22 protein-coding genes and 1 pseudogene are annotated in these 25,220 nt (G+C 30.6%); 4 read left to right on the top strand and 19 right to left on the bottom strand.

The genetic code is table 11. From position 1 onward, the window contains the following. Positions 1-2 precede the first annotated feature (2 nt). The 7 genes from CLOPA_RS06780 to CLOPA_RS06755 form a co-directional block, all read right to left on the bottom strand. On the bottom strand, positions 3-851 hold the full coding sequence (locus CLOPA_RS06780) for a 3-hydroxybutyryl-CoA dehydrogenase (protein WP_015614720.1): 849 nt from the start codon (positions 849-851) through the stop codon (positions 3-5). Between the two features lie 141 nt (positions 852-992). Then, the gene (locus CLOPA_RS06775; RefSeq protein WP_015614719.1) at positions 993-2,006 is read right to left on the bottom strand and encodes an electron transfer flavoprotein subunit alpha/FixB family protein; all 1,014 of its coding nucleotides are present in this window, start codon (positions 2,004-2,006) and stop codon (positions 993-995) included. A 22-nt stretch (positions 2,007-2,028) separates the two neighbouring features. Continuing rightward, positions 2,029-2,811, bottom strand: a complete 783-nt coding sequence (locus CLOPA_RS06770) for an electron transfer flavoprotein subunit beta/FixA family protein (protein ID WP_015614718.1) — start codon at positions 2,809-2,811, stop codon at positions 2,029-2,031. An 18-nt stretch (positions 2,812-2,829) separates the two neighbouring features. Next, on the bottom strand, positions 2,830-3,969 hold the full coding sequence (locus CLOPA_RS06765) for an acyl-CoA dehydrogenase (protein ID WP_015614717.1): 1,140 nt from the start codon (positions 3,967-3,969) through the stop codon (positions 2,830-2,832). Positions 3,970-3,982: 13 nt separating this feature from the next. Continuing rightward, on the bottom strand, positions 3,983-4,771 hold the full coding sequence (locus tag CLOPA_RS06760; protein ID WP_015614716.1) for a short-chain-enoyl-CoA hydratase: 789 nt from the start codon (positions 4,769-4,771) through the stop codon (positions 3,983-3,985). Positions 4,772-4,959: 188 nt separating this feature from the next. Continuing rightward, positions 4,960-5,229, bottom strand: coding sequence for a hypothetical protein (locus CLOPA_RS24860; RefSeq protein ID WP_015614715.1), 270 nt, complete (start codon positions 5,227-5,229; stop codon positions 4,960-4,962). Positions 5,230-5,273: 44 nt separating this feature from the next. Further along, complete coding sequence (locus CLOPA_RS06755) at positions 5,274-5,906, bottom strand: redox-sensing transcriptional repressor Rex (RefSeq protein ID WP_041710823.1); 633 nt, start codon at positions 5,904-5,906, stop codon at positions 5,274-5,276. 182 nt (positions 5,907-6,088) lie between these two features. Here CLOPA_RS06755 and CLOPA_RS06750 point away from each other — a divergent pair, with 182 nt between their 5' ends. Next, positions 6,089-8,002 carry an ABC-F family ATP-binding cassette domain-containing protein gene (locus tag CLOPA_RS06750; RefSeq protein ID WP_015614713.1) on the top strand — a complete coding sequence of 638 codons (1,914 nt, stop codon included), beginning with the start codon at positions 6,089-6,091 and terminating at the stop codon, positions 8,000-8,002. A 201-nt stretch (positions 8,003-8,203) separates the two neighbouring features. On the opposite strand, the gene CLOPA_RS06745 is transcribed toward CLOPA_RS06750, so the two are convergent. Together CLOPA_RS06745 and CLOPA_RS06740 are read right to left on the bottom strand one after the other, a co-directional pair. Further along, on the bottom strand, positions 8,204-8,974 hold the full coding sequence (locus CLOPA_RS06745; protein ID WP_015614712.1) for a LytR/AlgR family response regulator transcription factor: 771 nt from the start codon (positions 8,972-8,974) through the stop codon (positions 8,204-8,206). Continuing rightward, on the bottom strand, positions 8,967-10,655 hold the full coding sequence (locus CLOPA_RS06740) for a LytS/YhcK type 5TM receptor domain-containing protein (protein ID WP_015614711.1): 1,689 nt from the start codon (positions 10,653-10,655) through the stop codon (positions 8,967-8,969). Before CLOPA_RS06740 ends, CLOPA_RS06745 begins: the two co-directional genes overlap by 8 nt. Before the next feature lie 271 nt (positions 10,656-10,926). Here CLOPA_RS06740 and CLOPA_RS06735 point away from each other — a divergent pair. Further along, positions 10,927-12,736 (top strand): annotated as a pseudogene (locus CLOPA_RS06735) (carbon starvation CstA family protein). 161 nt (positions 12,737-12,897) lie between these two features. Here the strand turns inward: CLOPA_RS06735 and CLOPA_RS06730 are convergent. The 4 genes from CLOPA_RS06730 to CLOPA_RS06715 all read right to left on the bottom strand — a co-directional run bounded on the left by CLOPA_RS06730 (position 12,898) and on the right by CLOPA_RS06715 (position 16,285). Then, the gene (locus CLOPA_RS06730; RefSeq protein ID WP_015614710.1) at positions 12,898-13,233 is read right to left on the bottom strand and encodes a single-stranded DNA-binding protein; all 336 of its coding nucleotides are present in this window, start codon (positions 13,231-13,233) and stop codon (positions 12,898-12,900) included. Between the two features lie 139 nt (positions 13,234-13,372). Continuing rightward, positions 13,373-14,239 (bottom strand): YitT family protein, encoded by an 867-nt coding sequence (locus CLOPA_RS06725; RefSeq protein ID WP_051115616.1) that lies wholly within the window; start codon positions 14,237-14,239, stop codon positions 13,373-13,375. Positions 14,240-14,379: 140 nt separating this feature from the next. Continuing rightward, positions 14,380-15,402, bottom strand: a complete 1,023-nt coding sequence (gene tsaD, locus CLOPA_RS06720; RefSeq protein ID WP_015614708.1) for a tRNA (adenosine(37)-N6)-threonylcarbamoyltransferase complex transferase subunit TsaD — start codon at positions 15,400-15,402, stop codon at positions 14,380-14,382. 169 nt (positions 15,403-15,571) lie between these two features. Beyond that, positions 15,572-16,285 (bottom strand): nuclease-related domain-containing protein, encoded by a 714-nt coding sequence (locus CLOPA_RS06715; protein WP_041711324.1) that lies wholly within the window; start codon positions 16,283-16,285, stop codon positions 15,572-15,574. 500 nt (positions 16,286-16,785) lie between these two features. On the opposite strand from CLOPA_RS06715, the gene CLOPA_RS06710 reads away from it, so the two are divergent. Both CLOPA_RS06710 and CLOPA_RS06705 read left to right on the top strand, forming a co-directional pair. Then, positions 16,786-17,406 (top strand): RusA family crossover junction endodeoxyribonuclease, encoded by a 621-nt coding sequence (locus tag CLOPA_RS06710; RefSeq protein WP_015614706.1) that lies wholly within the window; start codon positions 16,786-16,788, stop codon positions 17,404-17,406. A gap of 13 nt (positions 17,407-17,419) precedes the next feature. Beyond that, positions 17,420-19,222: a MutS-related protein gene (locus CLOPA_RS06705; protein ID WP_015614705.1), complete on the top strand. Its 1,803-nt coding sequence runs from the start codon at positions 17,420-17,422 to the stop codon at positions 19,220-19,222. Between the two features lie 139 nt (positions 19,223-19,361). Here CLOPA_RS06705 and CLOPA_RS06700 read toward each other — a convergent pair whose 3' ends face one another. The 6 genes from CLOPA_RS06700 to CLOPA_RS06675 all read right to left on the bottom strand — a co-directional run bounded on the left by CLOPA_RS06700 (position 19,362) and on the right by CLOPA_RS06675 (position 24,818). After that, positions 19,362-19,727: a PTS glucitol/sorbitol transporter subunit IIA gene (locus CLOPA_RS06700; RefSeq protein WP_015614704.1), complete on the bottom strand. Its 366-nt coding sequence runs from the start codon at positions 19,725-19,727 to the stop codon at positions 19,362-19,364. A 112-nt stretch (positions 19,728-19,839) separates the two neighbouring features. Next, positions 19,840-20,871, bottom strand: a complete 1,032-nt coding sequence (gene srlE, locus CLOPA_RS06695) for a PTS glucitol/sorbitol transporter subunit IIB (RefSeq protein ID WP_015614703.1) — start codon at positions 20,869-20,871, stop codon at positions 19,840-19,842. Positions 20,872-20,888: 17 nt separating this feature from the next. Further along, complete coding sequence (srlA, locus tag CLOPA_RS06690) at positions 20,889-21,434, bottom strand: PTS glucitol/sorbitol transporter subunit IIC (protein ID WP_015614702.1); 546 nt, start codon at positions 21,432-21,434, stop codon at positions 20,889-20,891. A 52-nt stretch (positions 21,435-21,486) separates the two neighbouring features. Continuing rightward, positions 21,487-21,864, bottom strand: coding sequence for a transcriptional regulator GutM (locus tag CLOPA_RS06685; RefSeq protein ID WP_015614701.1), 378 nt, complete (start codon positions 21,862-21,864; stop codon positions 21,487-21,489). A gap of 382 nt (positions 21,865-22,246) precedes the next feature. Beyond that, complete coding sequence (locus CLOPA_RS06680) at positions 22,247-23,068, bottom strand: SDR family oxidoreductase (RefSeq protein WP_015614700.1); 822 nt, start codon at positions 23,066-23,068, stop codon at positions 22,247-22,249. 397 nt (positions 23,069-23,465) lie between these two features. After that, the gene (locus CLOPA_RS06675) at positions 23,466-24,818 is read right to left on the bottom strand and encodes a glucose-6-phosphate isomerase (protein WP_015614699.1); all 1,353 of its coding nucleotides are present in this window, start codon (positions 24,816-24,818) and stop codon (positions 23,466-23,468) included. Positions 24,819-25,220 lie beyond the last annotated feature (402 nt).

Raw genomic sequence — 25,220 nt, 5'->3', positions numbered from 1 at the left:
TACTATCTTGCGTAATCAAAGAAACCTTTACCAGATTTTCTTCCAAGCCATCCTGCTCTTACATATTTTCTAAGCAATGAATGAGCTCTGTACTTAGTATCTCCAGTTTCCTTATAAAGAACATCCATTATTGCTAAACATACATCAAGACCAATTAAATCTCCTAATGCCAAAGGTCCCATTGGGTGATTAGCACCAAGCTTCATAGCAGTATCAATATCTTCAGCTGAAGCTATTCCTTCTGCAAAGATACCAACAGCTTCATTTATCATTGGTATTAATATTCTATTTACAACAAAACCAGGAGCTTCTGCAACTTCTACAGGATCTTTTCCAATTGAAACACTTAATTCTTTTATTGCATCAAAAGTTTCCTGTGAAGTAGCCATTCCCTTTATTATTTCAACAAGCTTCATAATTGGAGCTGGATTAAAGAAATGCATACCAATAACCTTATCAGGTCTCTTAGTTGCAGCTGCAACTTCAGTTATTGAAAGTGATGATGTATTTGAAGCTAAAATAGTTTCTGGCTTACAAATACTATCTAATTCTTTAAAAATTTCTTGTTTAATTTTCATATTTTCAACTGCTGCTTCAACTACAAGATCGCAATCAGCTGCCTGATTCAGGTCAACTGTTCCAGTTATTCTTGTAAGTATTTCAGTTTTTGCTTCTTCAGTAAGTTTTCCCTTTGTAACTGATCTTGAAAGATTTTTATCTATTCCCTTTATTCCTCTTTCAACAAATTCATCTTTTATATCTCTAAGAACAACTTCAAATCCTTTTGCTGCAAAAGCTTGAGCAATTCCAGCACCCATTGTTCCAGCACCAAGTACACACACTTTTTTCATGTTATGTAGCCTCCTAAATATAAATTCTTAAACTTAAATAATTATAATCTATATACAAATTATAATTATTTAAGTTTAGTTTATAGTCTTTTAAAATTAAAATTTCCTTTTCAGGGCAGAATTATTCTACACAAATTTATACTATTTTGCGTTAGCTTTTACCTGTGCTATTAATTCTGGAACAACTTTGTTTAAATCTCCAACTATTGCAAGATCTGCTACCTGCATTATTGGTGCATTTTCGTCCTTATTTATAGCTACTATATAGTCACTGTCCTGCATTCCAGCAAGATGCTGAATAGCTCCTGAAATACCACAAGCTATGTACAGCTGTGGTCTTACAGTTTTACCAGTTTGACCAACTTGAACAGATTTGTCAATCCATTCTTTTTCTATAGCTGCTCTTGAAGCTGCAACAGTTCCACCAAGAACGTCTGCTAACTCTTGAAGTTTAGCAACATTTTCCTTGCTGCCAACACCTCTACCACCAGCTACTATAATACTAGCTTCTGCTATATCTTCTACATCTTTAGCTAATTTTACAACTTCCTGTACTTTTGTTCTTATGTCATCTGCAGTTAAATTAACATTAACTCTTTCAATTTTTGAACTATCTTCTTTAGCTGCATCTTTTTCTAATTTAGAAAAAACTCCTGGTCTTATAGTGGCCATTTGTGGTCTGTGATCAGCACACACTATTGTAGCCATTAAGTTTCCACCGAAAGCTGGTCTTGTAGCTAATAAATTCCCATTTTCTGAGTCTATATCAAGTGCTGTACAATCAGCTGTCAAACCAGTTGTAAGTCTAGCTGCTATTCTAGGACCTAAGTCTCTTCCTATGAAAGTAGCACCTATGAATATTACCTCAGGTTTTCTTTCATTTGATAATTCACAAATAACCTTTGCATATGCATCAGTTGAAAAATGTGATAAAAGTTGATTATCAGCTACTATTACTTTATCAGCACCATAAGCTAATAATTCTTTTGCCATTTCATCGGTATTGTATCCAAGTAATACTGCAACTAATTCTGTATTTAATTTGTCTGCCATTTCTCGGCCTTTTCCTAAAAGTTCTAATGAAACTTTTTGAAGTTCTCCGTCTCTTTGTTCAGCAAAGACCCATACGCCGCCTTTGTAATCTGCTATATTCATTCGAAATACCTCCTACATCACTTTAAATATAGTGTTTTTCTTTTAATTTTGAAACTACATAACTAACTGCTTCTTTAACTGGTTTATTAACAATTTCTCCTTGACCCTTAGTTTCCTTAGTTGCTGATTTTTTAACCTTTGTAGGTGATCCTTTAAGTCCAAGAAGTTCTCTATCTACATCTATATCGTCTGCACTCCATATTGTTATGTCTTTGTCAAATAATCCAAATACATTCTTAATATCCATATATCTTGGTTCATTAAGTTCTTTTATAGCAGTAAGTAATACTGGTGTATTAACTTTAACTATTTCATAACCATCTTCCCAAGCTTTTCTTACTGTTAATTCTTTATCTCCAGTTACGTCAACTTTTTCTACATAAGTAATCTGTGGAATTTGAAGATGCTCAGCTATTTCTGGTCCAACCTGTGCAGTATCTCCATCAATAGCCTGTCTTCCAGCAAATACTATGTCATAATCAAGTTTTCTAAGTGCTCCTGCAAGTGCATTTGATGTAGCTAATGTATCAGCTCCTGCAAAGGCTCTATCAGATATAAGTATTGCTTCATCTGCTCCCATAGCCATAGCTTCTCTTAATGCTGTTTGTGCCTGTGGTGGTCCCATACTCAATACAGTAACTTTGGCACCTGTATTTTCTTTTATTACTAATGCTTCTTCTAATGCATTTTTATCATCTGGATTTATTATTGATGGAACTCCTTCTCTTATAAGTGTTCCTGTCTTAGGATCTATTTTAACTTCAGTTGTATCTGGAACTTGTTTTAAACAAACAACTATATTCATAGTCTATAACCCTCCTTATTATCTAAAAACGCTTCCTGAAATAACTAATTGTTGAACTTGTGAAGTTCCCTCATATATTTCAGTTATCTTAGCATCTCTCATCATTCTTTCTACAGGATAATCTTTAGTATATCCGTATCCACCAAATAATTGAACTGCTTTAGTTGTTACATCCATTGCTACATTTGCAGCATGAAGCTTTGCTCTAGCAGCCTCAACAGTATATGGAAGTCCTTGATCTTTTGTCCAAGCAGCTTTGTAAACTAAAAGCTTAGCTGTTTCTATAGCAACTTCCATATCAGCCATCATCCAAGCAAGTCCTTGGAATTTAAATAATTCTCTTCCAAATTGCTTTCTTTCTTTCATGTATTCCTTTGCTTCATTGAAAGCACCTTCTGCTATACCAAGAGCTTGAGCAGCTATACCAATTCTTCCTCCATCAAGAGTTTTCATTGCTACGCCGAAGCCTTTTCCTTCTTTACCAATCATGTTTTCTTTTGGTACTATCATATCTTCAAATATAAGTTCTGTTGTAGATGAAGCTCTTATTCCAAGTTTATCTTCAATCTTACCAATTGAGAAACCTTTATAGCCTTTTTCAATTATAAATGCTGATATTCCTTTTGTTCCCTTACTTCTATCAGTCATTGCAAATATAACAAAGATATCTGCTACTCCACCATTTGTTATGAATATTTTTGAACCATTAATTGTATAATTATCACCATCAAGTACGGCTACAGTTTGTTGACCAGCAGCATCTGTTCCAGCATTTGGCTCAGTTAAACCAAAAGCACCTATCTTTTCACCCTTTGCAAGTGGTATTAAATATTTTTCTTTTTGTTCTGGTGTTCCAAATTGATTGATTAATGAAGCACAAAGTGAAGTATGCGCTGAAAGTATAACTCCAGTAGTACCACATACTTTAGATAATTCTTCTACAGCTATTATGTATGATAATGTATCTCCACCAGCACCACCATATTCTTTAGCGAAAGGTATACCCATCATACCATATTTAGCCATTTTCTTTACATTTTCCATAGGAAATCTTTCTGTTTCATCAATTTCTGCTGCTATTGGCTTAACATCAGTTTCAGCAAATTCTCTTACCATCTGTCTTACTAATTCCTGTTCTTTAGTCAATGAAAAATTCATGTAACTTACCTCCTTATTTGTTCTTAAAATTACCTGTTAAATATTTTTTATCATTCAAAAATGTATTCATACCTTCTTTTTGATCTTCAGTAGAGAAAGTTGCTCCAAAAACTTCTGATTCAAAAGAAAGTGCTGTATCTATATCAGTTTGAAGTCCTTTGTTTATAGCTACTTTGCTAAGTTTAACAGCTATTGGTGCATTATTCGCAATAGTATTAGCCAGGGTCTTTGCTTCTTCCAATAATGCTTCTGGCTCAACAACTTTATTTACTAATCCTAATCTGTATGCTTCATCTGCATTAATTATTTTTCCTGTAAATATAAGTTCTTTAGCAGCTCCTACTCCTATTACTCTTGAAAGTCTCTGAGTTCCACCAAAACCTGGTGTTATTCCAAGGCTTACTTCTGGTTGACCAAATTTAGCCTTAGTTGAAGCTAATCTTATATCAGCAGACAAAGCAAGTTCATTGCCTCCACCCAGTGTAAAACCATTAAGTGCTGCTATTACAGGCTTTTCAAGGTTTTCCAATCTTCTGAATACTTTATTACCTAGTATTCCAAATTTTCTACCTTCTATTACATTCTTGTCTTTCATTTCTGATATATCTGCTCCAGCTACGAAGGACTTTCCTGCTCCAGTTAGTACTACAGCTAAAACTTCATCGTCTTTTTCAATTTCATCAATTACATAATCAAGCTCAGTTAATGTTTCGCTATTTAAAGCATTAAGAGCTTTTGGTCTATTAATTGTAACTAAGGCAATTTTTCCTTCTTTTTCAAGGATAATATTTTTTAATTCCATGCCTAATCCTCCCACAATTTTAATTCATTGTTAATATTCTAACAATGAAGATTAAAAACATACTATTTGTCGCTTCAAGTTTTATTATATACTGAAATTAATTAGTTTTCAATAAAAATTAAATAATAAAAAATTATTTATTGTCTGCTATCATTTACAAGAATTAAGGCCTTAAAATTGGAATTTTGTTACGTTACTTTTGCGCCACTACAAAAAAAATACAATAGTTTTAAAAATTTATTCTTAAAACTATTGCTCTCATATAAAACCATCCAATTACTATAACATGCCTTAATTAAATAATTTTTTAACATATTTTTAAAGTTTACTATTGACTTTAGTGACATACTCCCACCACCTGAGCTGCGCTTAGAGGTAAGAGCTTCTTGGTATATACCAACACCAACTAACATCAGTATAATTACTAAGCTAACCCCGCTTGCCCAACGGTTTTTCATTTAGTATATTTATTGCAGCATTTTTATCTCTGCCATGAGTTATATCACAATTCTCCGTTCATTAAACAAGTCAATGTAAGTAAACTTTCACTAAGATGTACATTTTCTATCATAACATCATTAGAAGCTATTAAATCTACTGGTGCAAAGTTCCAAATTCCTTTAACACCGTTTTTCACTAAAATATCACATACACTTTGTGCATTTTTGGGAGGCACTGAAATAGTAGCTATGTCTATAGGATTTTTTTGTAAAAAAGACTCCAAGTAATCAATATCCTGTATTTCCACATCCCTTATCTTAAGCCCAAATAATTTTGGATTTATATCAAATATTGCATTCAGTTCAAATCCCATTTTTTGAAAATTTAGATAATTAGCTATAGCTTGACCGATATTCCCAGCTCCTACTATTATAGTTTTATATTCTTTTGTAATTCCAAGTATCTTACAAATCTGATAATGCAAATCTTTCACGTTATATCCATAACCTTGTTGTCCAAAATCACCAAAGCAATTTAAATCCTGTCTTATTTGAGAAGCAGTAAAACCTATTTTCTCACTTAATTCTTTCGATGAAATTCTATCTACTTCATTATTAACTAGTTCATTTAAATATCTATGATACTTAGGTAGTCTTTTTATTACTGCCATAGATATATTTTTTTTCTTATCCAACTGCTGCACCCCTTACATCTCAAATATATACTTATTCTATTTTACCACATATCAATAATTTTACACTTATTTTTTAATAAAAAATAAACATAACTCTGTGAAATTTAAATTATACTACAAATTTTCACATTAAAATAGTAAAATATATAATTATACTTAAATATATAAGGCTGGTGTTAATTATGATAGTTTTGAGTACAAGAAATATAACTAAAAGTTATGGTATAGATGTAATTTTAGAGGATGTAAGCTTTACTATAAATGAAAGTGAAAAAGTGGGCCTTATTGGCGCAAATGGTGCTGGAAAATCTACTTTGCTTAAGATTTTAACAAACCAACTGGAACAAGATGGTGGAGAATTATTTATAGAAAAGAATAAAAAATTGGGCTATCTTTCTCAACATTTATCCCTACATGATTCCTCTACAATATTTGAAGAGCTTTTATCAGTTTTTAAGGAATTATTAGACATGGAAAAAAAATTAAGTGAACTGGAAATTAAGATGAATGAGCCCTATAATGCTGAAAATGAGGAATACCATAGTAAAGTAATTAAAGATTATACCACTTTAACAGAACTATATGATACTAAGGGTGGTTATACCTATAAAGGCGAAATAAACAGAGTTTTAAAGGGTCTAAGTTTTTCAGAAAATGATTATAATAAACCTATAAATCTTTTGAGTGGAGGCCAAAAAACTAGAACGGCTCTCTGTAAACTTCTACTTACAAAACCAGATATTCTGCTCTTAGATGAGCCTACAAACCATCTTGATTTAGAAGCTATTGAATGGCTTGAACAATATCTTATTGCCTACAAAGGTACTGTTATTTTAATATCGCATGATAGATATTTTTTAGATGCCATTACAGAAAAGACTTTAGAAATGATAGCAGGACACATAAATGTGTACACCGGTAATTACACTGAGGCTTTAGAACTAAAAAAGAAAAATTATGAAGTTCAATTAAAAGCTTATAAATTGCAGCAAGCTGAAATAAAAAGGCAGGAAGAAGTAATTGAAAAGTATCGTTCCTTTAATAGAGAAAAAAGTATAAAGGCTGCTGAAAGCAGACAAAAAGCTCTAGACAAAATTGATCGAATAAAAGCCCCGGACAAAGATGGTAAAGCCTCACGAATACAATTTGAAACTTTAATTAAGAGTGGTAACGATGTGCTGCATATTGAGGATCTAGCTAAAAGTTTTAGTGAAAAAAAACTCTTCGAATCCTTGAATTTAGATATGAAACGTGGAGAAAAAACGGCTCTTATCGGTGAAAATGGCAGAGGCAAGACTACACTTTTCAATATATTGCTAGATAATATTAAAAGTGACCAAGGCATAAAAGTTTTAGGGAAAAATGTATTTATAGGTTATTATGATCAAGAGCAATCAAATTTAAATGATGAAAAAACTATTATTGATGAAGTATGGGATGATTTTCCCAATATGACTACCACAGAAGTTAGAAATGCACTAGCTGCCTTTCTATTTGTAGGTGACGACGTTTTTAAAAAAATAGGTAATTTAAGTGGAGGTGAAAAATGTAGAATTAACCTTCTTAAATTGATGTTATCCAAAAGTAATTTTCTCCTTTTGGATGAACCTACAAATCACCTGGATATAGTGTCCCGTGAAGCTTTAGAAGAAGCTCTTTTAGGCTATGATGGCACCGTACTTGTGATTTCCCATGACAGATATTTTTTGAACAAAGTTGTGTCTAAAATATATGAGCTTCAAATCCATGGAGCAAAAGAATATTTAGGAAATTATACCTATTACATAGAAAAAAAGAAGAATCCTACTAGATTTGAAGAAGAAGAAAAAATTTCAGGTAAAACAAAAACTCAAATAAATCTTGAGAAAAAGAAAAAAAGAGATGAGGAAAAATTACTCAAAGCAGAAAAACAAAAAATTAAAGACATTGAAGCTTCTATTTTAGAGGCTGAAACTTCAATAGAAGAACTTCAGAGTAGTTTATGTCTTGAAGAAATATATTCCGATTCAGAAAAAATGAAGGAAATAAATAACAAAATTATTAGTTTCCAAAAAAATCTAGAAAAACTCTATGAACAATGGGATGATATCACATAGTATTTATAATTAAAATTAGTGAAGTGCCAGATAACAGAGTTCTGGGCATCAGGCGTAGTTTTTGTTTATGACCTCTGATGCTTATTAACAGATTTCTAAGTATCGGTATCTATGATACTTAGAAATCGTTATCCTAGGGAGGTGGCCACTCTTTACTGCCACTTTGAAAAAAGCAGAGAAGTAAAAGCTTGGGAAGCTTAGTTAAATTTCAAAATATTCTTTTAGTCTCTTTACATTATTTCTACTTATAGGTATTTCAGATTTTTGTTCATCATCCATAACTAATTTATAGGTACCATTAAACCATGAATAGAATTCTTTTACATTATCCATATTTACAATATAGCTTCTATGGCATCTAAAAAAATTAGTCTTATCTTCTATCTGACATAAATTATATCCAACCATATACCTATCATTTTTGACTTTTACATATGTCTTATCATCTTCTATATAACAATAATAAATATCTTTTAAATCTACCAATATTATTTTTCCTTTTCTCTCACAAGGTATCTTTTTAACTATTTTTTTATCTTTATCCATTTTGTCTATTATCTTGTTTAGCATATTAGGTATTTTTTCAGTTTCCATTTTTGTTTTATTCCACTTATCTGTAAGCCTATTTAAAGTAATATTTATTCTCTTATCAACAAAGGGCTTAAGCACGTAATCAAGAGCATACATCTCAAAAGCTTTTACCGCATATTCTTCATAGGCAGTAACAAATATTATATCAATATAAGCATTGAATTCCTTTACATTTTGAGCTACTTCAATTCCACTTTTTATTGGCATATTTATATCTAAAAAAACAGCATTGGGCTTTTCTTTTTTTATAATTTCTATGCCCATCTTACCATCATAAGCAATTCCAACGACATCTATAGCTTTATTTTTTGATATTATATAATTTAATTCTTCAGCAGCAGGTATTTCATCCTCTATAATTACACATTTAATTTTATCCATTTACTGACAAAACCTCCTCTATTGGTATAAGAAAACTAATTTTAGTTCCTTTATTAAAAGATGTTTTTATACTCAATCCATAATCTTCACCATATAGCAATTTCAATCTTTCATTTACATTTTTAAGCCCTATTCCAGGCCAATTGAGTAATACTTCCTTTAGTCTATCTTCACTCATTCCCACACCTGTATCTCTTACATAAAATCTCATTTCACCATTTTCCAAAAATACCTTTAAATATACACTTCCTCCTTCTGGCTTAGGCAATATTCCATGCTTCACTGCATTCTCTACAATAGGCTGAAGTATAAATGAAGGCATTTTCATATTCATTATTGATTCTGGTATGTCAATAATAAGTTTTAATCTATTTCCAAACCTAGCTTCTTCAATAGAAAAATAAGATTGAACAAACTCCACTTCCTCCCTTAAAGTTACAAAATCCTCTTGTCTTTTTAATGTTTTTCTAAAATAATTAGATAAATCTATTATAAGTTCTTTGGCCTTTAAAGGGTTTGTCCTGCAAAATGATGCTATAGTATTCAATGCATTAAATAAGAAATGAGGTTCTATTTGAGCTCTTAAGACTCTAAATTTTGCCGTAGATGCTTCTTCTGCCAATTTATTTAATTTATATAATTCTATTTGATTTGATAGAAGATCACTAAGTTCCTCTGCAAATTGTATAAAATAAGTAGTGATATTCTTTTTAGACTTTAACCCAAGTCCCAGGACTCCTTCAAATCCCGAATCTGATACATTAAATGGAGTACATATAAAAAACATGTTAACCATTTTTATCACTTTGCGATGTGGAGATTTATAATATTCATTAAAAAAATTTTTTATATTTTTTTCATCTATATCTTCACCACGGCAAGTTAAAAATTCATCTTTATTGCCTATAAATATTCCATCTATATTTGTCATTTCATATATTATTTTAGAAATATTTTTTCCGGTTTCAATATTAAGTCCATCTTTTCTCATATATTCTAAAGTTTTCTGAGCTATATTTAAAGCTTTTTGAGCTTCTATTGCTCCAATTCTATCACATTCTTCTTTAGCATTTTTTATTATACTTATAAAAATAATTGTACCTAAAGAATTTATAATTATCATAGGTACAGCTATAATTTTAACTAGCTGCAGTGCCATTGAAAAAGGTCTAGAAAATATTAAAATTACAATCATTTGAACGCATTCCGCAATTACTGCTGCTGCACAAGCATATTTTATATTTAAATTGGTATTTTTTAGTTTCTTTCCTACAATTCCACTTACAATTCCCTCCATCACAGTAGCAATTCCACAGGCCAATGCCGTAAAGCCGCCTAAAAAATATCTATGTGTTCCTGAAATAAATCCAACTATACTTCCGACTACAGGTCCATAGATATATCCAGATACTATTGAAGCTATTGGCCTTGTATTAGCTATTGCATCGTACATGCCTAAATATCCTGTGGATATATTAGTTTTATTTATTGCATAAGGGCCTACATCTATTCCTGTATAATTACCGATGACTCCTAAAATGCTAAAAAATATAACTATTAAAATTTTATTCTTAATTTTAAAATTATTCCTAGTTAGTCTTTTTAAAACTTTTGATTGATTGTAAATGTATGCAAACAACACAATAAGTGCCATGTTCTCAAGCAATTGAATATATATCAAATTATCAACTCCTTAAAACTATACATAATAATATGCAGCGTTTCACAAAAAAATTTTCTCAATAACTAAATTATATAACAAAATTTAATATATTGTTAACATTATTTTTAATGTCAATTAGATGTGAATTTCGACTATTCATCATGCTTTTTTATCACTTTGGCAGATTTAAGTATGAAAACTCATTAATTCAACTTATAATTATTTTGTAAACGTTTTAAGGATTAACTCATAATTTAATTATCATTTAATTTTAAGAGGAGGTTTTTATATGAATTCTATAGTACTTGTAATCATAGGAGCTTTAGTATTAGCTCTTGGCTACAGATTTTACGGATGCTGGATAGCAGCAAAAGTTTTAGTTCTAGATGGTAATAGAGAAGTCCCCGCTAAAAAATTTGAAGATGGACATGACTATTTACCTACAAACAAATGGGTACTTCTAGGTCAGCATTTTGCTGCAATCGCTGGAGCAGGACCGCTTATAGGACCTGTTTTAGCTGCTCAATTTGGATATCTTCCAGGTACACTTTGGATTTTAATTGGTGGTGTACTAGCTGGTGGTGTACATGACATGGTTATACTATTTGCTTCTGTTAGACAAGATGGTCAGACCATTGCAGAAATTGCCAGAAAAAATTTAGGCGGAAGAATGGGATTAATTACTTCAGTTTCAGTTATATTTATATTGATAATAACTATGGCTGGACTTGGACTCCCAATAGTAAATTCTCTTGCCAGCAGTCCTTGGGGAAGTTTTACTGTAGGTTTTACTATTCCCGCATCAATATTCATAGGTATTTATCTTAAATTTATACGACCTGGTAAAATCGGAGAAGCTACTATAATAGGTATGGCACTTATAATGTTAGGAGTCATTCTTGGACCAACTATACAGCATTCAGCCATCGCCCCATTTTTTACTTTTAATGTAAAACAGATATCACTTATACTGGCTATATACGGTTTTTGTGGAGCTGTTCTTCCTTGTTTGGCTATTATTATTGCCAAGAGGCTATTTGAGTACTTATATGAAAGTTGGAGTTATGTTAATGCTTGTACTTGGAATTATATTTATCAGACCAACAATTCAAATGCCTGCTATGACACAATTTGTAAATGGCGGCGGACCTATAGTTCCAGGTAAAGTATTTCCATTTATATTTATAACCATAGCCTGTGGTGCATTGTCTGGCTTTCATTCACTGATAAGTACAGGTACTTCACCTAAACTTATTTCAAATGAAAAACATATACTTGCTGTTGGATATGGTTCTATGGTTATAGAATCTTTTATAGCATTGATAGCATTAATAGCCGCAACCTGTCTCCCAACGGCTGATTATTTTGCAATAAATTCTGCCCCAGCTTTATTTGCAAAACTTGGCATGGTACCAAGGGAACTTCCTATGTTATCACAGCTTGTTGGAGAAAACTTAGCAGGAAGACCCGGTGGATCAGTATCCCTTGCAGTAGGTATGTCCTATGTATTTTATAAAATTCCAGGTTTAAGTTCATTGATGTCCTACTGGTATCACTTCTGTATAATGTTTGAAGCATTATTTATACTTACAACTATAGATTCAGGTACAAGAATAGGTAGATATCTATTTCAGGATTTATTCGGAAAACTTTATAAACCTTTTAAGAGACAGGATTCTTGGCCTAATATAATATTCTTCAGTCTACTTATGACTTTCTGTTGGGGATATTTATTGTATACAGGAAATATATCTACCATATGGCCACTATTTGGTGTAGCAAATCAGAGTTTGGCAGCTATAACTTTTGCTATAGGTACTTCAGTGCTTATAAGAATGGGAAAGAAAAAATATATACCCATTACAATATTACCTATGATACTTATAAGTGTAGCTACTTTAACAGCATCAATTGAAAATATAACTGGTAATTATATACCAAATCATAAAACTACACTCACAGTATTATCATTAATACTTATAGTTATACTGGTGGTTATACTTTATGAAAGTATTAAACACTGGATTTCCGATTTAAAATCTGGAAATTTTAATAGACCAAAAGAAAACACTGAAAATGCTATTAAAAGCTTTGATTAAGTAAAAACAAAAGATTAAAGATATCGAAAACACTATGGAATCCAATTGGAATCACTTGAATTTCATAGTGTTTCTTTTACAATTATCAATGAATCTTACTCAGTGGGAATTTGTACTCCCACTGAGTTTAGATGAAAATTTATTTATTCTAAAGCAGTCTATTAGCCAACATCTTCTTTTTTAGAATCCAAGAATAACACTTCTTCACCAACCACTTCTGTTACATACTTTTTATTTCCTTCTTTTGTCTCATAACTCCTTATTTGAAGCCTTCCGCTAATGCTAATAAGTCTTCCCTTTTTCATGTAGTTGCACACCAATTCAGCGGTTTTGCCCCAAACTACTACTGGTACAAAGTCCGCTTCTCTTTCTCCCTTTGCGTTTACGAAATTTCTATTTACTGCTATAGTAAAATTACTTAGTTCCCTACCATTTGATTCAATGTGTTTTAATTCTGGATCCTTTACTAATCTGCCTACTAATAAAACTTTATTCACGCTTTTCCCTCCACAATATTTAAATTAGACATCTTCAAGAAAATATACTAGTTTATTTCTTTAAGATGCCTTAATATCTACATTATGGACACATTTTTAATTCATATACAATTAATCCAATATTTTTATTACATATTTCTTAAAATATGCTTTTAAATCCTTTGCCTTGAACTTCTGAGGTATCTAGGATTGATATGAATGCCATTGGATCTATCTTGTTTACTATATGCTTTAACTTTGGAACTTGAGTCAATGAAACTACGCAATATATCACTTTAATCTTATGTTTAGTATAATATCCCTCTGCATAAAAAAGAGTAGCGGATCTATTAAGATCTATTTTAATCCTTTCATTTATTTCTTCTTCCTTTTCTGTTATGATAAAGAGAAGTTTTTTTCTATTAAAGCCTTTAATAACCTTATCTACTGTATAAGAAGCTATATACATAGACATTAACGTATAAAGTCCCTTTTCTAATCCAAAAAATGCAGAACCTACAAATATTATTACTAAATTTATGGCAAAATTTATTTTTCCCACATCATAATCGTATTTTTTTCTCATAATTACAGAAATTATGTCTGCACCTGCCAGTGAGCCATGATTACTGAATATTATTCCCATAGCTGCTCCCTGCAGAACTCCTCCATATATACCTGACAATAAAATATCCTTTAAATGAAAATAATAAGACACATTCTTAGTTATTATTAAAAAAATAGATTGTGCTACAGTACCAAATATAGTAAATACAGTAAATTGCTTATCAACTTCCTTTATACTCAATATAAATAGGGGAATATTTAACAATATTATAAAATATCCTGCAGGAATTCCGCTAAGATATTGTATGATAAGCGAAATACCGCCTACACCACCACTTAAGAGTTTAAATGGTATAAAAAACATATTTACTGCTATTGCAGAAATAAAGCTACCTAGTAATATTAAAGCTAACCTTTTAATTGTCATAAGCTGGCTTCTTTCCAAAATCTCTTCCTCCATTTCTTTAAATAAAAATAATTAACCCATCTATCCTATATAACACTGCAACATAAAAATGCTTTCCTTTAAACACTATTGTTAAATTTTTTATATAAAATAAATCTTATGCTTTAAGCTATTATCTATTTTGAAGTTTTATGTTATCTTTCACCTAATTTTAAATTTGGTACCGCATTAAAATCCAAAGGGGAAATAGCCCCTTTAATGTATTCAAAATATGCTGCACTTCCTATCATAGCAGCATTGTCTGTACATAATACTAGTTCTGGGAACAATACCTGAATATCCTTCCTTTTTCCCGCCTCTATCATAGCTTTTCTAAGAGCAGAATTTGATGCTACTCCTCCGGCAATGGCAATCTTATCCACCTTTTTTATAGAACAGGCTTTCATTGCATTTGCAACTAAAAAATCTACTACTGCCTTTTGAAAGGATGCCGCTACATCAGCTCTATTTATTTCTTCCTTTTTCATTTCCATCTTATTCAAATAATTAAGCACAGCTGATTTTAAACCACTAAAGGAAAAATCTAGAGACTCCTCATGGAAATTTGCTCTTGGAAATTTAATTGCATTTTCATTTCCCGATTTAGAAAGTTTATCTATTTTAGGCCCGCCAGGATATCCAAGTCCTATAGCTCTTGCAACTTTATCATAGGCCTCTCCAGCAGCATCATCTCTTGTTTGGCCCATTACTTCAAATTTACCGTAATCCTTCATATACACTATAAAAGTGTGTCCACCAGATACTACTAAGCAGACAAAAGGAGGTTTTAAATCTTTATACTGAATAAAATTTGCACTTATATGACCTTCTATATGGTTTACTCCAATAAGTGGTTTACCCAATGAATAGGCAAGTCCTTTTGCATATTGCACTCCTACCAAAAGTGCGCCAACTAGTCCTGGTCCATAGGTAACCCCTATAGCATCTATATCCTTGAAAGAAACTTCTGCTTCTTTTAAAGCTTTATCTACCACCTGACTAATTACCTCAATGTGTTTTCGTGATGCAACCTCTGGCACAACTCCTCCAAATTTAGTATGTACAGCTATTTGTGATGAAATTATATTTGATAATACTTTTCTTCCGTTCACTACTACAGCTGCTGAAGTTTCATCGCAGCTGCTCTCTATGGCAAGTATTGTTATATCCTTATCCATTTTATTAACCTCTCCTAAATATATTTATTTGTCTGATTACTCCACACTGAATACTATTATACTTATTAAAATTTCTTTTTAGAAAAATTACTTATTCACAAAAGCACATAATTAATGATAAAAAAGCACTTGAGTATATCTGCTAAAGCCAAAAGAAAATATCTTAAATTTAACATATCTGCTTATCTATGATATTCTCTATTCTTCTTAATTTATCATCACTTATAAAAATTTCTTTTTTCTTATTTATAAAATCAATTAATTTATCTGACTTAATTACAGGTGTAGAATGTACCTGAACTTTTAAATTTGTATTTTTATTAGAGCTAAAGGTAACAATGGAATAAACTGGTGTATTTATAAAGTCAGAATGTCTTAAAATATTTTTTACTGCATTTGCATGACCTGCAGATTGTTTACAAGGATTATAAAATTTTTTTTCATAGTTCTTTCCTCCCTGTACACCCTTTATCTGAGTCCACTCTCTATCTTCCTCTTTACCCATAATTACACCCTTCATATTCTTTGTTTCAATACAAAATATTCCATAAGGTGATAAAACCAAATGATCTATCTGAGCGCCTCTTTCTTTTCCCCCAATTACAATATCATTGTATACTAGATATCTGTTATTTAAGCTATCCAATAATTTTGCTATTTCTTTTTCTCCTTGAATTCCAGCTTTATATATTTTTCTCTTTTTTGAAAAATGAATAATTACTGCAAAAGCTACTAAGATTATTACGAAAGATGTATATATATTTCTAAAAAAAGCATAGACAGGTATAGCTGCTATACACATCAGTATACCAATAAATTCTACAAACCAACTATTATTATTTTTTCTATTTAAAGATTTCTCCTTATTTTTTATTATTGCCACAAATATTCCCCCCAGTAAAAATTTTAAATCATCCAAAGACATACTCCTATTATTTACATCTTTATGAAATCAGGAAAAACAAAATTTATATTGTTTTTATTTACTCTGCATTTATAAAACTAACTAGGCACTAATCATCGGACAAATAAGATTATAACCCACCCTAAAAATTTTTTCACCTATAAAATATGCATTGTAATAAATTATTTCCAATTGATCCCCCACTAGCCTATGTAATAATCTCCTACACTCTTTGAAATGGATTTACACAAAATTAAAAATTTAATTTTTATACCTCGAACATATATTCTTATAAGCACACACTTATGTTATAATATTTAATATAATTTAAATTTATCCCATGACTAGCCCATATAGCACCTTTAAAAGGTTGAAATAACATGGACATGTCCCTGGATAATTCATCTAAACTCAGTGGTAATACAAACTCCAACTGAATAAGATTCATTGGATAAATAAATACAAGTAAGGAGCAGCTAATGGACAATTGTTATGCTAAGGTTATAGTGAAGGGATCTCCTATTTCAAAATCTAATTTTAAATTATTTAATATACAAGGTAGAGCTATTTTGCCCTTCAATTCTGGTAAATATCATGATAGATATGCCTTATATGAAGAAGAAATAGCCTATGCAGCAAGATCACAAAATCCAAATATTACATTATCAGAAGCTTTAATTGCAGTTTTGAAGGTTTATTATAAAAGCAAAAAAAGACATCCTGATACAAACAACATAACTAAAAGCATATTTGATGGAATTGAAAAAAGTGGACTTATAGTAAATGATGCTCAGGTAAGAAGAATTATAATTGAAGAATTTTATGATACCGAAAAACCAAGATTTGAGCTGGAACTATTTGGAGAAAGTAATTATTCTATAACTTATGATGTACTAAAGAAGGAGGTACCTGATGCTCCAACTAATTATTCTCCTCCCCCTAATAGGAAAAACGGTATAAAGCCCACCATAAATAAAAAAATATCTTCTGGAAAAACTATATGTGCCATATGCAATAAAGAAATAAAATCCTGTGATGCTATTTCTGCAAATAAGGGTAAAATAATGATATGTAAGTCCTGTTTTAAAAAATTATTCTAGAAGGAGTAGATATATGACTAACAGAGAAACCTTTATAAATCGTATTAAGTCCCTGGAGGATGAAGAAAAAAATTGCAAAAAAAACTATAATATTATTGGTACTATAAGGCTGGTAGCCTTTGTTGTGACTTTAATATATATATACCTGCTTATAAGAAGAATAAGTATATATACTTCAATAGGAACTCTTTTTTCTTTGACACTTTTTGTATTCCTAATAAAACAGCATAGTAATATATCCTATCGTCTAAATAAAATAAAAAATCTTATAACAATTAACAAAAAATATATTAAAAGAATAGATGGCAATTGGTCAGATTTTCAGGATTTAGGTCAGGATGGCATAGATTTAAATCATCCTTATTCGGCAGATTTAGATATATTTGGTAAAAATTCATTATTTCAATTGATAAATACTACAAATACTTTTTTTGGTAGAAAAAAATTGATAGATTTACTTAAAAGTAAAGGAAAAAGTATAGATAATATAGTTAATCGTCAAAATGCTGTTGAAGAACTATCTCAAAAGATTAAATTTTGTGAAGATCTTGAATCTGCAGGTAATTTTGATAAAAAAAATATGAAAGATCCCTCTGCACTTTTAAATTATTCAGAAGATGTAAATGCATTATTTGAAAAATCACCCATTAATACTATAGTATATTTTTTGCCTGTTTTTTCTATATTATTTTGTGCTGTAACTATTATATTTAAGATAAACTATCTATATTATTTTATACCCTTTATTTTTGTAATCCATGCTGCCATTAATTTTATCAGTTATAGAAATATACCTTTAATTTTAGATTCTGTGGAAGGCTTTAATGATGATTTACAATCCTATGTTAATGCTTTTAAACTTATTGAAGGTGAAAATTTTCAAGATGAATATTTAAGAGAATTAAAAAATAATCTGTTTTTTGAAGGTAAATCCTCTTCAAAGGTTATGGGAGAATTAACTACAATTATTAATAATATAAACTTAAAACACAATTTTTTAATTTATTTTTTTCTTAATCTATTAATATTTTGGGATTTCAGATGCTTATTTTCTCTCCAAAACTGGAAATCCAAGTATGGTAAATTAATAAGGAAATATATAAATGCTCTTGGAGATTTTGAGGTTATCTCAAGTCTATCCGTATTAACTCATATGGATACAGAATACAGCTTTCCTACTTTTACAACAGAAAATCTAGTACTAAAGGCTGAAAGCTTAGGCCATCCTTTAATTAATAACGGCTCCCGTGTTAGCAATAATTTTAATATGATAGACAATATATTAATTGTTACCGGTTCAAATATGTCTGGTAAAACCACTTTTCTTAGGACTGTAGGAATCAATCTTGTTTTAGCCTATGCCGGAGCACCTATTTGCGGAAAATCTATGAAATGCTCTCTTATGGATATTTTCACTTCTATGCGAATAAATGATAATTTAATGGAAGGAGCCTCTACTTTTTACGTAGAGCTTATGCGTATAAAACAAATCATTGATAATCTATTAATGAAGGAACCTATGATTTTTCTCATAGATGAGATATTCAGAGGTACTAATTCAAGAGATAGGATTATTGGAGCAAAAAGTGTATTGAAAAATCTTGATAAACCATGGCTGTGCGGCCTAATATCAACTCATGATTTTGAATTATGTGATTTAGAATACAGCAATGAGAAGAAAATAGTAAATTATCATTTTTCAGAAAGCTATACAGAAAATAAAATACATTTTGATTATAAACTTAGAGAAGGCCGCTGTGACAGTACCAATGCAAAATATCTTATGAAAATGGTTGGCATTGAAATAGAAGATTAAATAAAGATTTGAAAATTATGAATGCAGTCTTTCGATATATAGATGTTCTATAATGTCAAAAGACTGCATTCATAGTTAGAGTACATTTTGAAATTTGGAAATCTGCTAATGTTAGTATAACTGCGTAAGAAATAATATTTTATTGTGCTAATATTTCAATTTTACTTCCTAAAGAAACCTCTTTTATTTCTTTATCTTCTAAATATAGTGTTCCCTCTAATGCTGCCTTTGTACTTCCATCGAATTTTAAACAAATATGACCTAAATCTTTTAAATTTTTATTTACTACATCACCAACTGCAGTTATTTTATAATTTGTTCCATCTATCTTTAGTGTATATCCTGCCTTAATTTCTTCCTTCAAATCATTTACATCATGAAGTACACAATAGTCAGCCAATTCATCTGGTGCATTTTCCTTAAATAATATCATCATTTTTTCAGGATAAAAACCTTCTACTAAAGGTCCAATACTTGTTACTTCTGTATTATATATCAAGCTCATTTTATTACTCCTCCCATGCATATAATTGAAATTATTCTTTGAAAACATTTACTTTACAATTATTATAAACTTTTTCAATAATATATTCTACATTATTAAATTAAATTCAAACTTATTTAACATAAAGGCCAAAGCTTGCAAGCCATGCTATAAGTACCGTTGTTGGACCAGTTAAAAATCTTGAGTATAAAACTGCTGGCACACCTACTTCTACAGTTTCAGTTTCTGCTTCTGCAAGCCCAAGACCAACAGGTACAAAATCGCAACCAGCTTGTGAATTAATAGCAAATAGTGCTGGTAAAGCTAATTGTGGTGGTATATTTCCCTTTCCTATTTCAACACCAACTAGAGTTCCTATAACTTGAGCTATAACAGCTCCAGGTCCTAAAAATGGAGATAAGAATGGGAATGAACATACAAGTGACATTATTACAAGTCCTGGTACTGTTCCTGCTAAAGGTGATAATAATTTTGCAAATACATCACCTATACCTGACTTAACTATTATACCTATAAGCATACACACAAATGCCATAAATGGAAGAATAGTTTTTATTACTGTATCTATAGTTTCACGTCCGGCTTGATTTAGAACTCCAACTAAGGATCCTACTGCAATACCTATTTTAGCCATCAAACTGCTACTACCTGATTGTTGTGAAATCTTCTTACTTGTATCATACTTTGGATTTTTCTCTTCTTTTATTTCTTGCTTCGTCTCTTCCTTTACTATATTTTCCTTTGGTGATTCAGTTGTACTTTCACCCGATGCTTCATATAGCTCTATATCCTCTGGTTTTACAGATGAAACATATATGTCAGCTTTAATATATTGTGATAAAGGACCGCTTGGACCTGCTGGCATAATATTTAAAGTAGGAATTCTTTTTTTAGGATATATACCACATCTTAGAGTTCCTCCGCAATCGATTACAACACAAGCAATTTCATCATCCGGCACTTTTGTTTTAAATCCATCTACTAATTCACACCCTGATAGTTCTGCCACTCTAGTTGCCACAGGTGGTGTATGTCCTCCTGTAATATAAACTACTTTATTTTTCTTTTCTGTAGGTGTTATAATTAATGGACCTCCAAATCCACCTGAACCTGCTTTAACTATTATTGAATTATATTCACTCATTTCTTTTTCCTCCTTTCCTATACTGCTAAAGTATCTTTTAACTTAACCTTTTGCTGTTTTTCAACCATGGCTGTTGTGAAATCTGTTATCCAACCTCTAAAAAAGTTTGTAACTACACCAACTAAAAAGTATCTTAAAGCTAAATCTGTTGTGGATAAACCTAATTTAGTTATACCAGCTGCTATACCTAAGAATACAAATAACTCACTTGGGTCTACATGTGGAAATAATCCATTCATTGTATGGCAAGAAAAAGAAGCTGCTGCATAATAACTTGGCTTATATTTTTCAGGTAAAAATTTTCCTAGTGATAAGGTCATTGGATTACAGAAGAAGAATGTACCTATAACTGGCAATACAAGATATCTTGTAATGGGATTTGAAGCTGATGCTCTAGCTAATTTTTCAACTCTTTTTTCACCTACAAATTTAATGATTGCGTTCATTGCAACAAGAAGCATTATTAGTGTTGGAACAATTCCTGTAACCATTCCAACAAAAGTCTTTCCACCTTCCTGAAATAATCCTATAAATCCCTGAGCTAAATTTGTTAATATATACATAATATTTTACCTCCCTTTTTTTATACTTAATCTAATTTTTAGATTATATATACTAGTTAGTTCCTTCTAAAAGATAATTTTTATAACTTTCTATGCCATTGTCTACAGCCTTAACTGTCCACTTATCCATACCCTCCAAATTCATGGTATTTATTTGCAGAAGATTTTTATTTTCCAGAACTTTCAAAGTTCTCATTCTAGCAAATACAGATAAACCCTGCATTTTTTTAGCTTGTATAATATTAGAATCTTTATCTATTGCAATTAATACAATAACCCCAGCTCTCACCTTACCTTTATTTTTCCCTATAACTACTTTCCCTAATTTTCTCATATCCTTAAAATGCCTGTTAAAATATTTAATTTGATGATACCCAAGAATCATTTGTCCTATCCACGCTGCTCCTATTAAAATAAATAACATCCACATTACACTTATCACCTCACAAATCAATATATATTTTGTATATATCTACACTTAGCGGGAGTATAACTAGACCCATGAGGTATATCTAAGTGCCCCCCTGCTAAGTAAGATTTATTAACTTTATTTCTGTATAATTAACATATAACACGAAATTTTATACCGTTTACAAAAACTACATAAACAAAAATTTAGTTCGTTGCACTTATGTTACTATAAAAGTCATTTGTCTTATCTGTATCTTATTATATAACTAACTGTAAACTTTTTCAATGGAAATTTTATTTCTTTATCTGTTTTTTTAAAAATTTTTATTTTGTTTTTTATCTGAAGTGATTAATTTATTAATTTTCTCTCAAATAAGAATAATGACAAAAATACTATTCCACTAGCCTCTAGTTTTACCTCCAGCTACATTATAAGTTACTCCATGAACATAGCTTGCTCTATCAGAAGCAATGTAACAAACTAAATCTGCAACCTCAGTTAATTTTCCTGACCTTCCAAGAGGCGTTGTAGATGTTTTACTATATCCTGCTCTCAAATCATCTACTGTGATACTACGTGTATAAGCTAATGCTGTTTCATATTCTATTGTCCTTAAGCCTGTTGCTTCAAGAATTCCTGGTGCTACACCAACTACTCTTATTCCCTTTTTACCTAATTCCTTTGCCCAGGATCTAGTAAATGAATTAACAGCATTTTTAGTGGCTGCGTAAATACTCTGTCCTTCTGATCCTTCAAGTCCACTTTCTGATGACATATTTATTATTACTCCTGTTCCTTCTTTAATCATGTCTCTTGCTACTGCTTGAGCACAGAAGAATACACCCTTTTGATTAACGTTTACAATCTTATCAAAAATAGCTTCATTTAATTCATATTTACCCTTTGGTTCTTTTCCATCTACCAATAATCTTGGAATATTAATTCCAGCGTTATTTACCAAAATATCAACGATTCCAAAATTTTCTTTTGCTTTGGAAACCATTCCATTAACGCTGTCAAAACTTGTTACATCTGTTTTTACATATAATACTTTTCCACTGTTTTCTTTTATAACAAATTCAGGTGCATTAGAACTCATATCTCCCACTACTACATTGGCTCCATTATCTAAAAACTCTTGAACAACTGCTTTTCCTATTCCAGATGCCCCACCTGTGACAATTACTGTTTTACCTTCTAATTCTAACCATGATTTTTTCATACTTTACATCCCCCTAATATTCTTATTTATAATTTAATTGCATTCATAAAATGCATTTTAAGCTTATATTTTCATCACATTTGTGCTGTTATTAATCATTTGTCTTATGATGTATTCATTATACATCCATATGTATACTTTTACAATAGCAATTTTATTTTTTTTTATGTTTTTTTATGTTAATAATTTATAACAAAATAGTATATTACTAGTAGTAATATACGGATATTTTTAATAATCAGTTTAAATACAAATAAATAAAAACAGAGATACTAGTTATGCCATATGAACATATCATAACTAGTATCTCTGCTTTCTGATAATTACCATTTAATATATATTATCATCTAATTTTATTATCTTTTTTTGCCTTACTTGAAATTGTATAAATTAATCATTAACCCAATCTATTTTCTAATTCTTCCTTCATAGATTCATAGCCTGGTTTTCCAAGAAGTGCAAACATGTTTTTCTTATATGCTTCTACTCCTGGTTGATTAAATGGATTTATACCTGACAAATATCCACTAATCCCACAAGCTTTTTCAAAGAAGTATGCCAAATATCCAAAGTAATAAGCAGTTAGTTCAGGAACATTAACTACTATATTAGGTACCCCTCCATCATTATGTGCTAAAATAGTGCCTTCAAATGCTTTCTTATTTACGTAATCCATTGTCTGACCTGCCACGAAATTTAATCCGTCTACATTATCAGAACTTTCTTCAATTACAATGTTTTTTCTAGGTTTTTCAACGTTAACTACAGTTTCATATATATTTCTTAATCCCTCTTGGATATATTGTCCCATGGAGTGTAAATCTGTTGAAAAATCAACTGCTGCTGGAAATATACCTTTTCCATCTTTTCCTTCACTTTCACCATACAATTGCTTCCACCATTCACCAAAATAGTGTAGACATGGTTCATAGTTAACTAATATTTCTGTAGTTTTACCCTTTCTGTATAATACATTTCTAGTTACTGCATATTTATAAGCATCATTTTTTTCTAATTCAGGCACACTATATGCTTCTCTTGCTGCTGCTGCGCCACTCATCATCTCTTCTATATCTATACCAGCAGCGGCAATGGGTAATAATCCCACTGGTGTTAAAACAGTAAATCTTCCACCAACATCATCTGGAATAACAAAAGTCTCATATCCTTCTGTATCTGCTAACGATTTTAAAGCGCCCTTTGCCTTATCAGTAGTTGCATATATTCTTGATTTTGCCTCTTCCTTACCGTATTTCTTTTCTAGGTAATCTTTAAAAATTCTAAATGCTATAGCTGGCTCAGTAGTAGTACCAGATTTTGATATAACATTAACTGAAATATCTTTTCCTTCAATGGTTTCCAATAAATCTACCATATAAGTTGAACTTATGTTATTTCCAACAAAATATACATTTGGAGATTTTCTCTTATCCTTTGAAATACTGTTATAAAAAGTATGTGATAACATTTCTACAGCAGCTCTTGATCCTAAATAAGAACCACCAATTCCAATCACTATAAGTACATCTGAATCATTTCTTATTTTCTCTGCCGCTTTCTTTATTCTTGAAAATTCTTCCTTATCATAATTTACAGGAAGATCAATCCAACCTAAAAAATCGTTTCCTTGACCTGTTTTATTATGAAGCATGTCATGTGCTGCTGTTACCATTGGCTGTAGGTATGTAATTTCATGCCCATCTAAAAAAGAAGCCACTTTTGTTAAATTTAAAGATAAACCTTTAGTCATATTAGTACCTCCCAAATATATTGTTTTTAATTAAATAATTATTAATGTTATTATATTGCAAAAATGCTTGTACATTTACACATTTATGCAAAAATACCATTTGTGATGTATACGTTTTTATTATATATTATTTCATTCAGCATTTCAATAATATTTGATATTATACACAGGGTAAACGCATGAAAAATAATATTTTATTATTTTAGGAATGAAAACTAAAAATAAATGTCACTAATATTAAATTTTCACAATTTATAACATAACTCAAAAGGAAATATTTTCAAATGACTAGATAGTCCTTATTACAGGATATATCCCGTGTTTTTCTCTAAATTAGAGGCAAATCCTTATAAATCAAAGGGCTATCGCCCAAAAAAATTTAAAAGTGCTAAAGTTCTGGAT

The sequence above is a fragment of the Clostridium pasteurianum BC1 genome, assembly GCF_000389635.1.
GTDB lineage: Bacteria > Bacillota > Clostridia > Clostridiales > Clostridiaceae > Clostridium_I > Clostridium_I pasteurianum_A.
The sequence above is the reverse complement of the archived record's forward strand: the minus strand, read 5'-3'. Positions and strand labels throughout refer to the sequence as shown.

What these genes read in the sequence shown, in the direction of transcription:
- CLOPA_RS06680 (WP_015614700.1), bottom strand. Translation starts at nt 23,068, where the DNA reads ATGAAAAAATCATGGTTAGAATTAGAAGGTAAAACAGTAATTGTCACA.
- srlA (WP_015614702.1), bottom strand. Translation starts at nt 21,434, where the DNA reads ATGTATATATTAACAAATTTAGCTCAGGGATTTATAGGATTATTTCAG.
- CLOPA_RS06765 (WP_015614717.1), bottom strand. Translation starts at nt 3,969, where the DNA reads ATGAATTTTTCATTGACTAAAGAACAGGAATTAGTAAGACAGATGGTA.
- CLOPA_RS06780 (WP_015614720.1), bottom strand. Translation starts at nt 851, where the DNA reads ATGAAAAAAGTGTGTGTACTTGGTGCTGGAACAATGGGTGCTGGAATT.
- CLOPA_RS06700 (WP_015614704.1), bottom strand. Translation starts at nt 19,727, where the DNA reads ATGAGCTTGATATATAATACAGAAGTAACAAGTATTGGACCTTTAGTA.
- CLOPA_RS06725 (WP_051115616.1), bottom strand. Translation starts at nt 14,239, where the DNA reads ATGGAGGAAGAGATTTTGGAAAGAAGCCAGCTTATGACAATTAAAAGG.
- CLOPA_RS06710 (WP_015614706.1), top strand. Translation starts at nt 16,786, where the DNA reads ATGGACAATTGTTATGCTAAGGTTATAGTGAAGGGATCTCCTATTTCA.
- CLOPA_RS06675 (WP_015614699.1), bottom strand. Translation starts at nt 24,818, where the DNA reads ATGACTAAAGGTTTATCTTTAAATTTAACAAAAGTGGCTTCTTTTTTA.
- CLOPA_RS06770 (WP_015614718.1), bottom strand. Translation starts at nt 2,811, where the DNA reads ATGAATATAGTTGTTTGTTTAAAACAAGTTCCAGATACAACTGAAGTT.
- CLOPA_RS06775 (WP_015614719.1), bottom strand. Translation starts at nt 2,006, where the DNA reads ATGAATATAGCAGATTACAAAGGCGGCGTATGGGTCTTTGCTGAACAA.
- CLOPA_RS24860 (WP_015614715.1), bottom strand. Translation starts at nt 5,229, where the DNA reads ATGAAAAACCGTTGGGCAAGCGGGGTTAGCTTAGTAATTATACTGATG.
- tsaD (WP_015614708.1), bottom strand. Translation starts at nt 15,402, where the DNA reads ATGGATAAGGATATAACAATACTTGCCATAGAGAGCAGCTGCGATGAA.
- CLOPA_RS06685 (WP_015614701.1), bottom strand. Translation starts at nt 21,864, where the DNA reads ATGTGGATGTTATTTATTTTAATAGGAGCAGCGTGGATAGGACAAATG.
- CLOPA_RS06705 (WP_015614705.1), top strand. Translation starts at nt 17,420, where the DNA reads ATGACTAACAGAGAAACCTTTATAAATCGTATTAAGTCCCTGGAGGAT.
- CLOPA_RS06750 (WP_015614713.1), top strand. Translation starts at nt 6,089, where the DNA reads ATGATAGTTTTGAGTACAAGAAATATAACTAAAAGTTATGGTATAGAT.
- CLOPA_RS06760 (WP_015614716.1), bottom strand. Translation starts at nt 4,771, where the DNA reads ATGGAATTAAAAAATATTATCCTTGAAAAAGAAGGAAAAATTGCCTTA.
- CLOPA_RS06745 (WP_015614712.1), bottom strand. Translation starts at nt 8,974, where the DNA reads ATGGATAAAATTAAATGTGTAATTATAGAGGATGAAATACCTGCTGCT.
- srlE (WP_015614703.1), bottom strand. Translation starts at nt 20,871, where the DNA reads ATGAGTGAATATAATTCAATAATAGTTAAAGCAGGTTCAGGTGGATTT.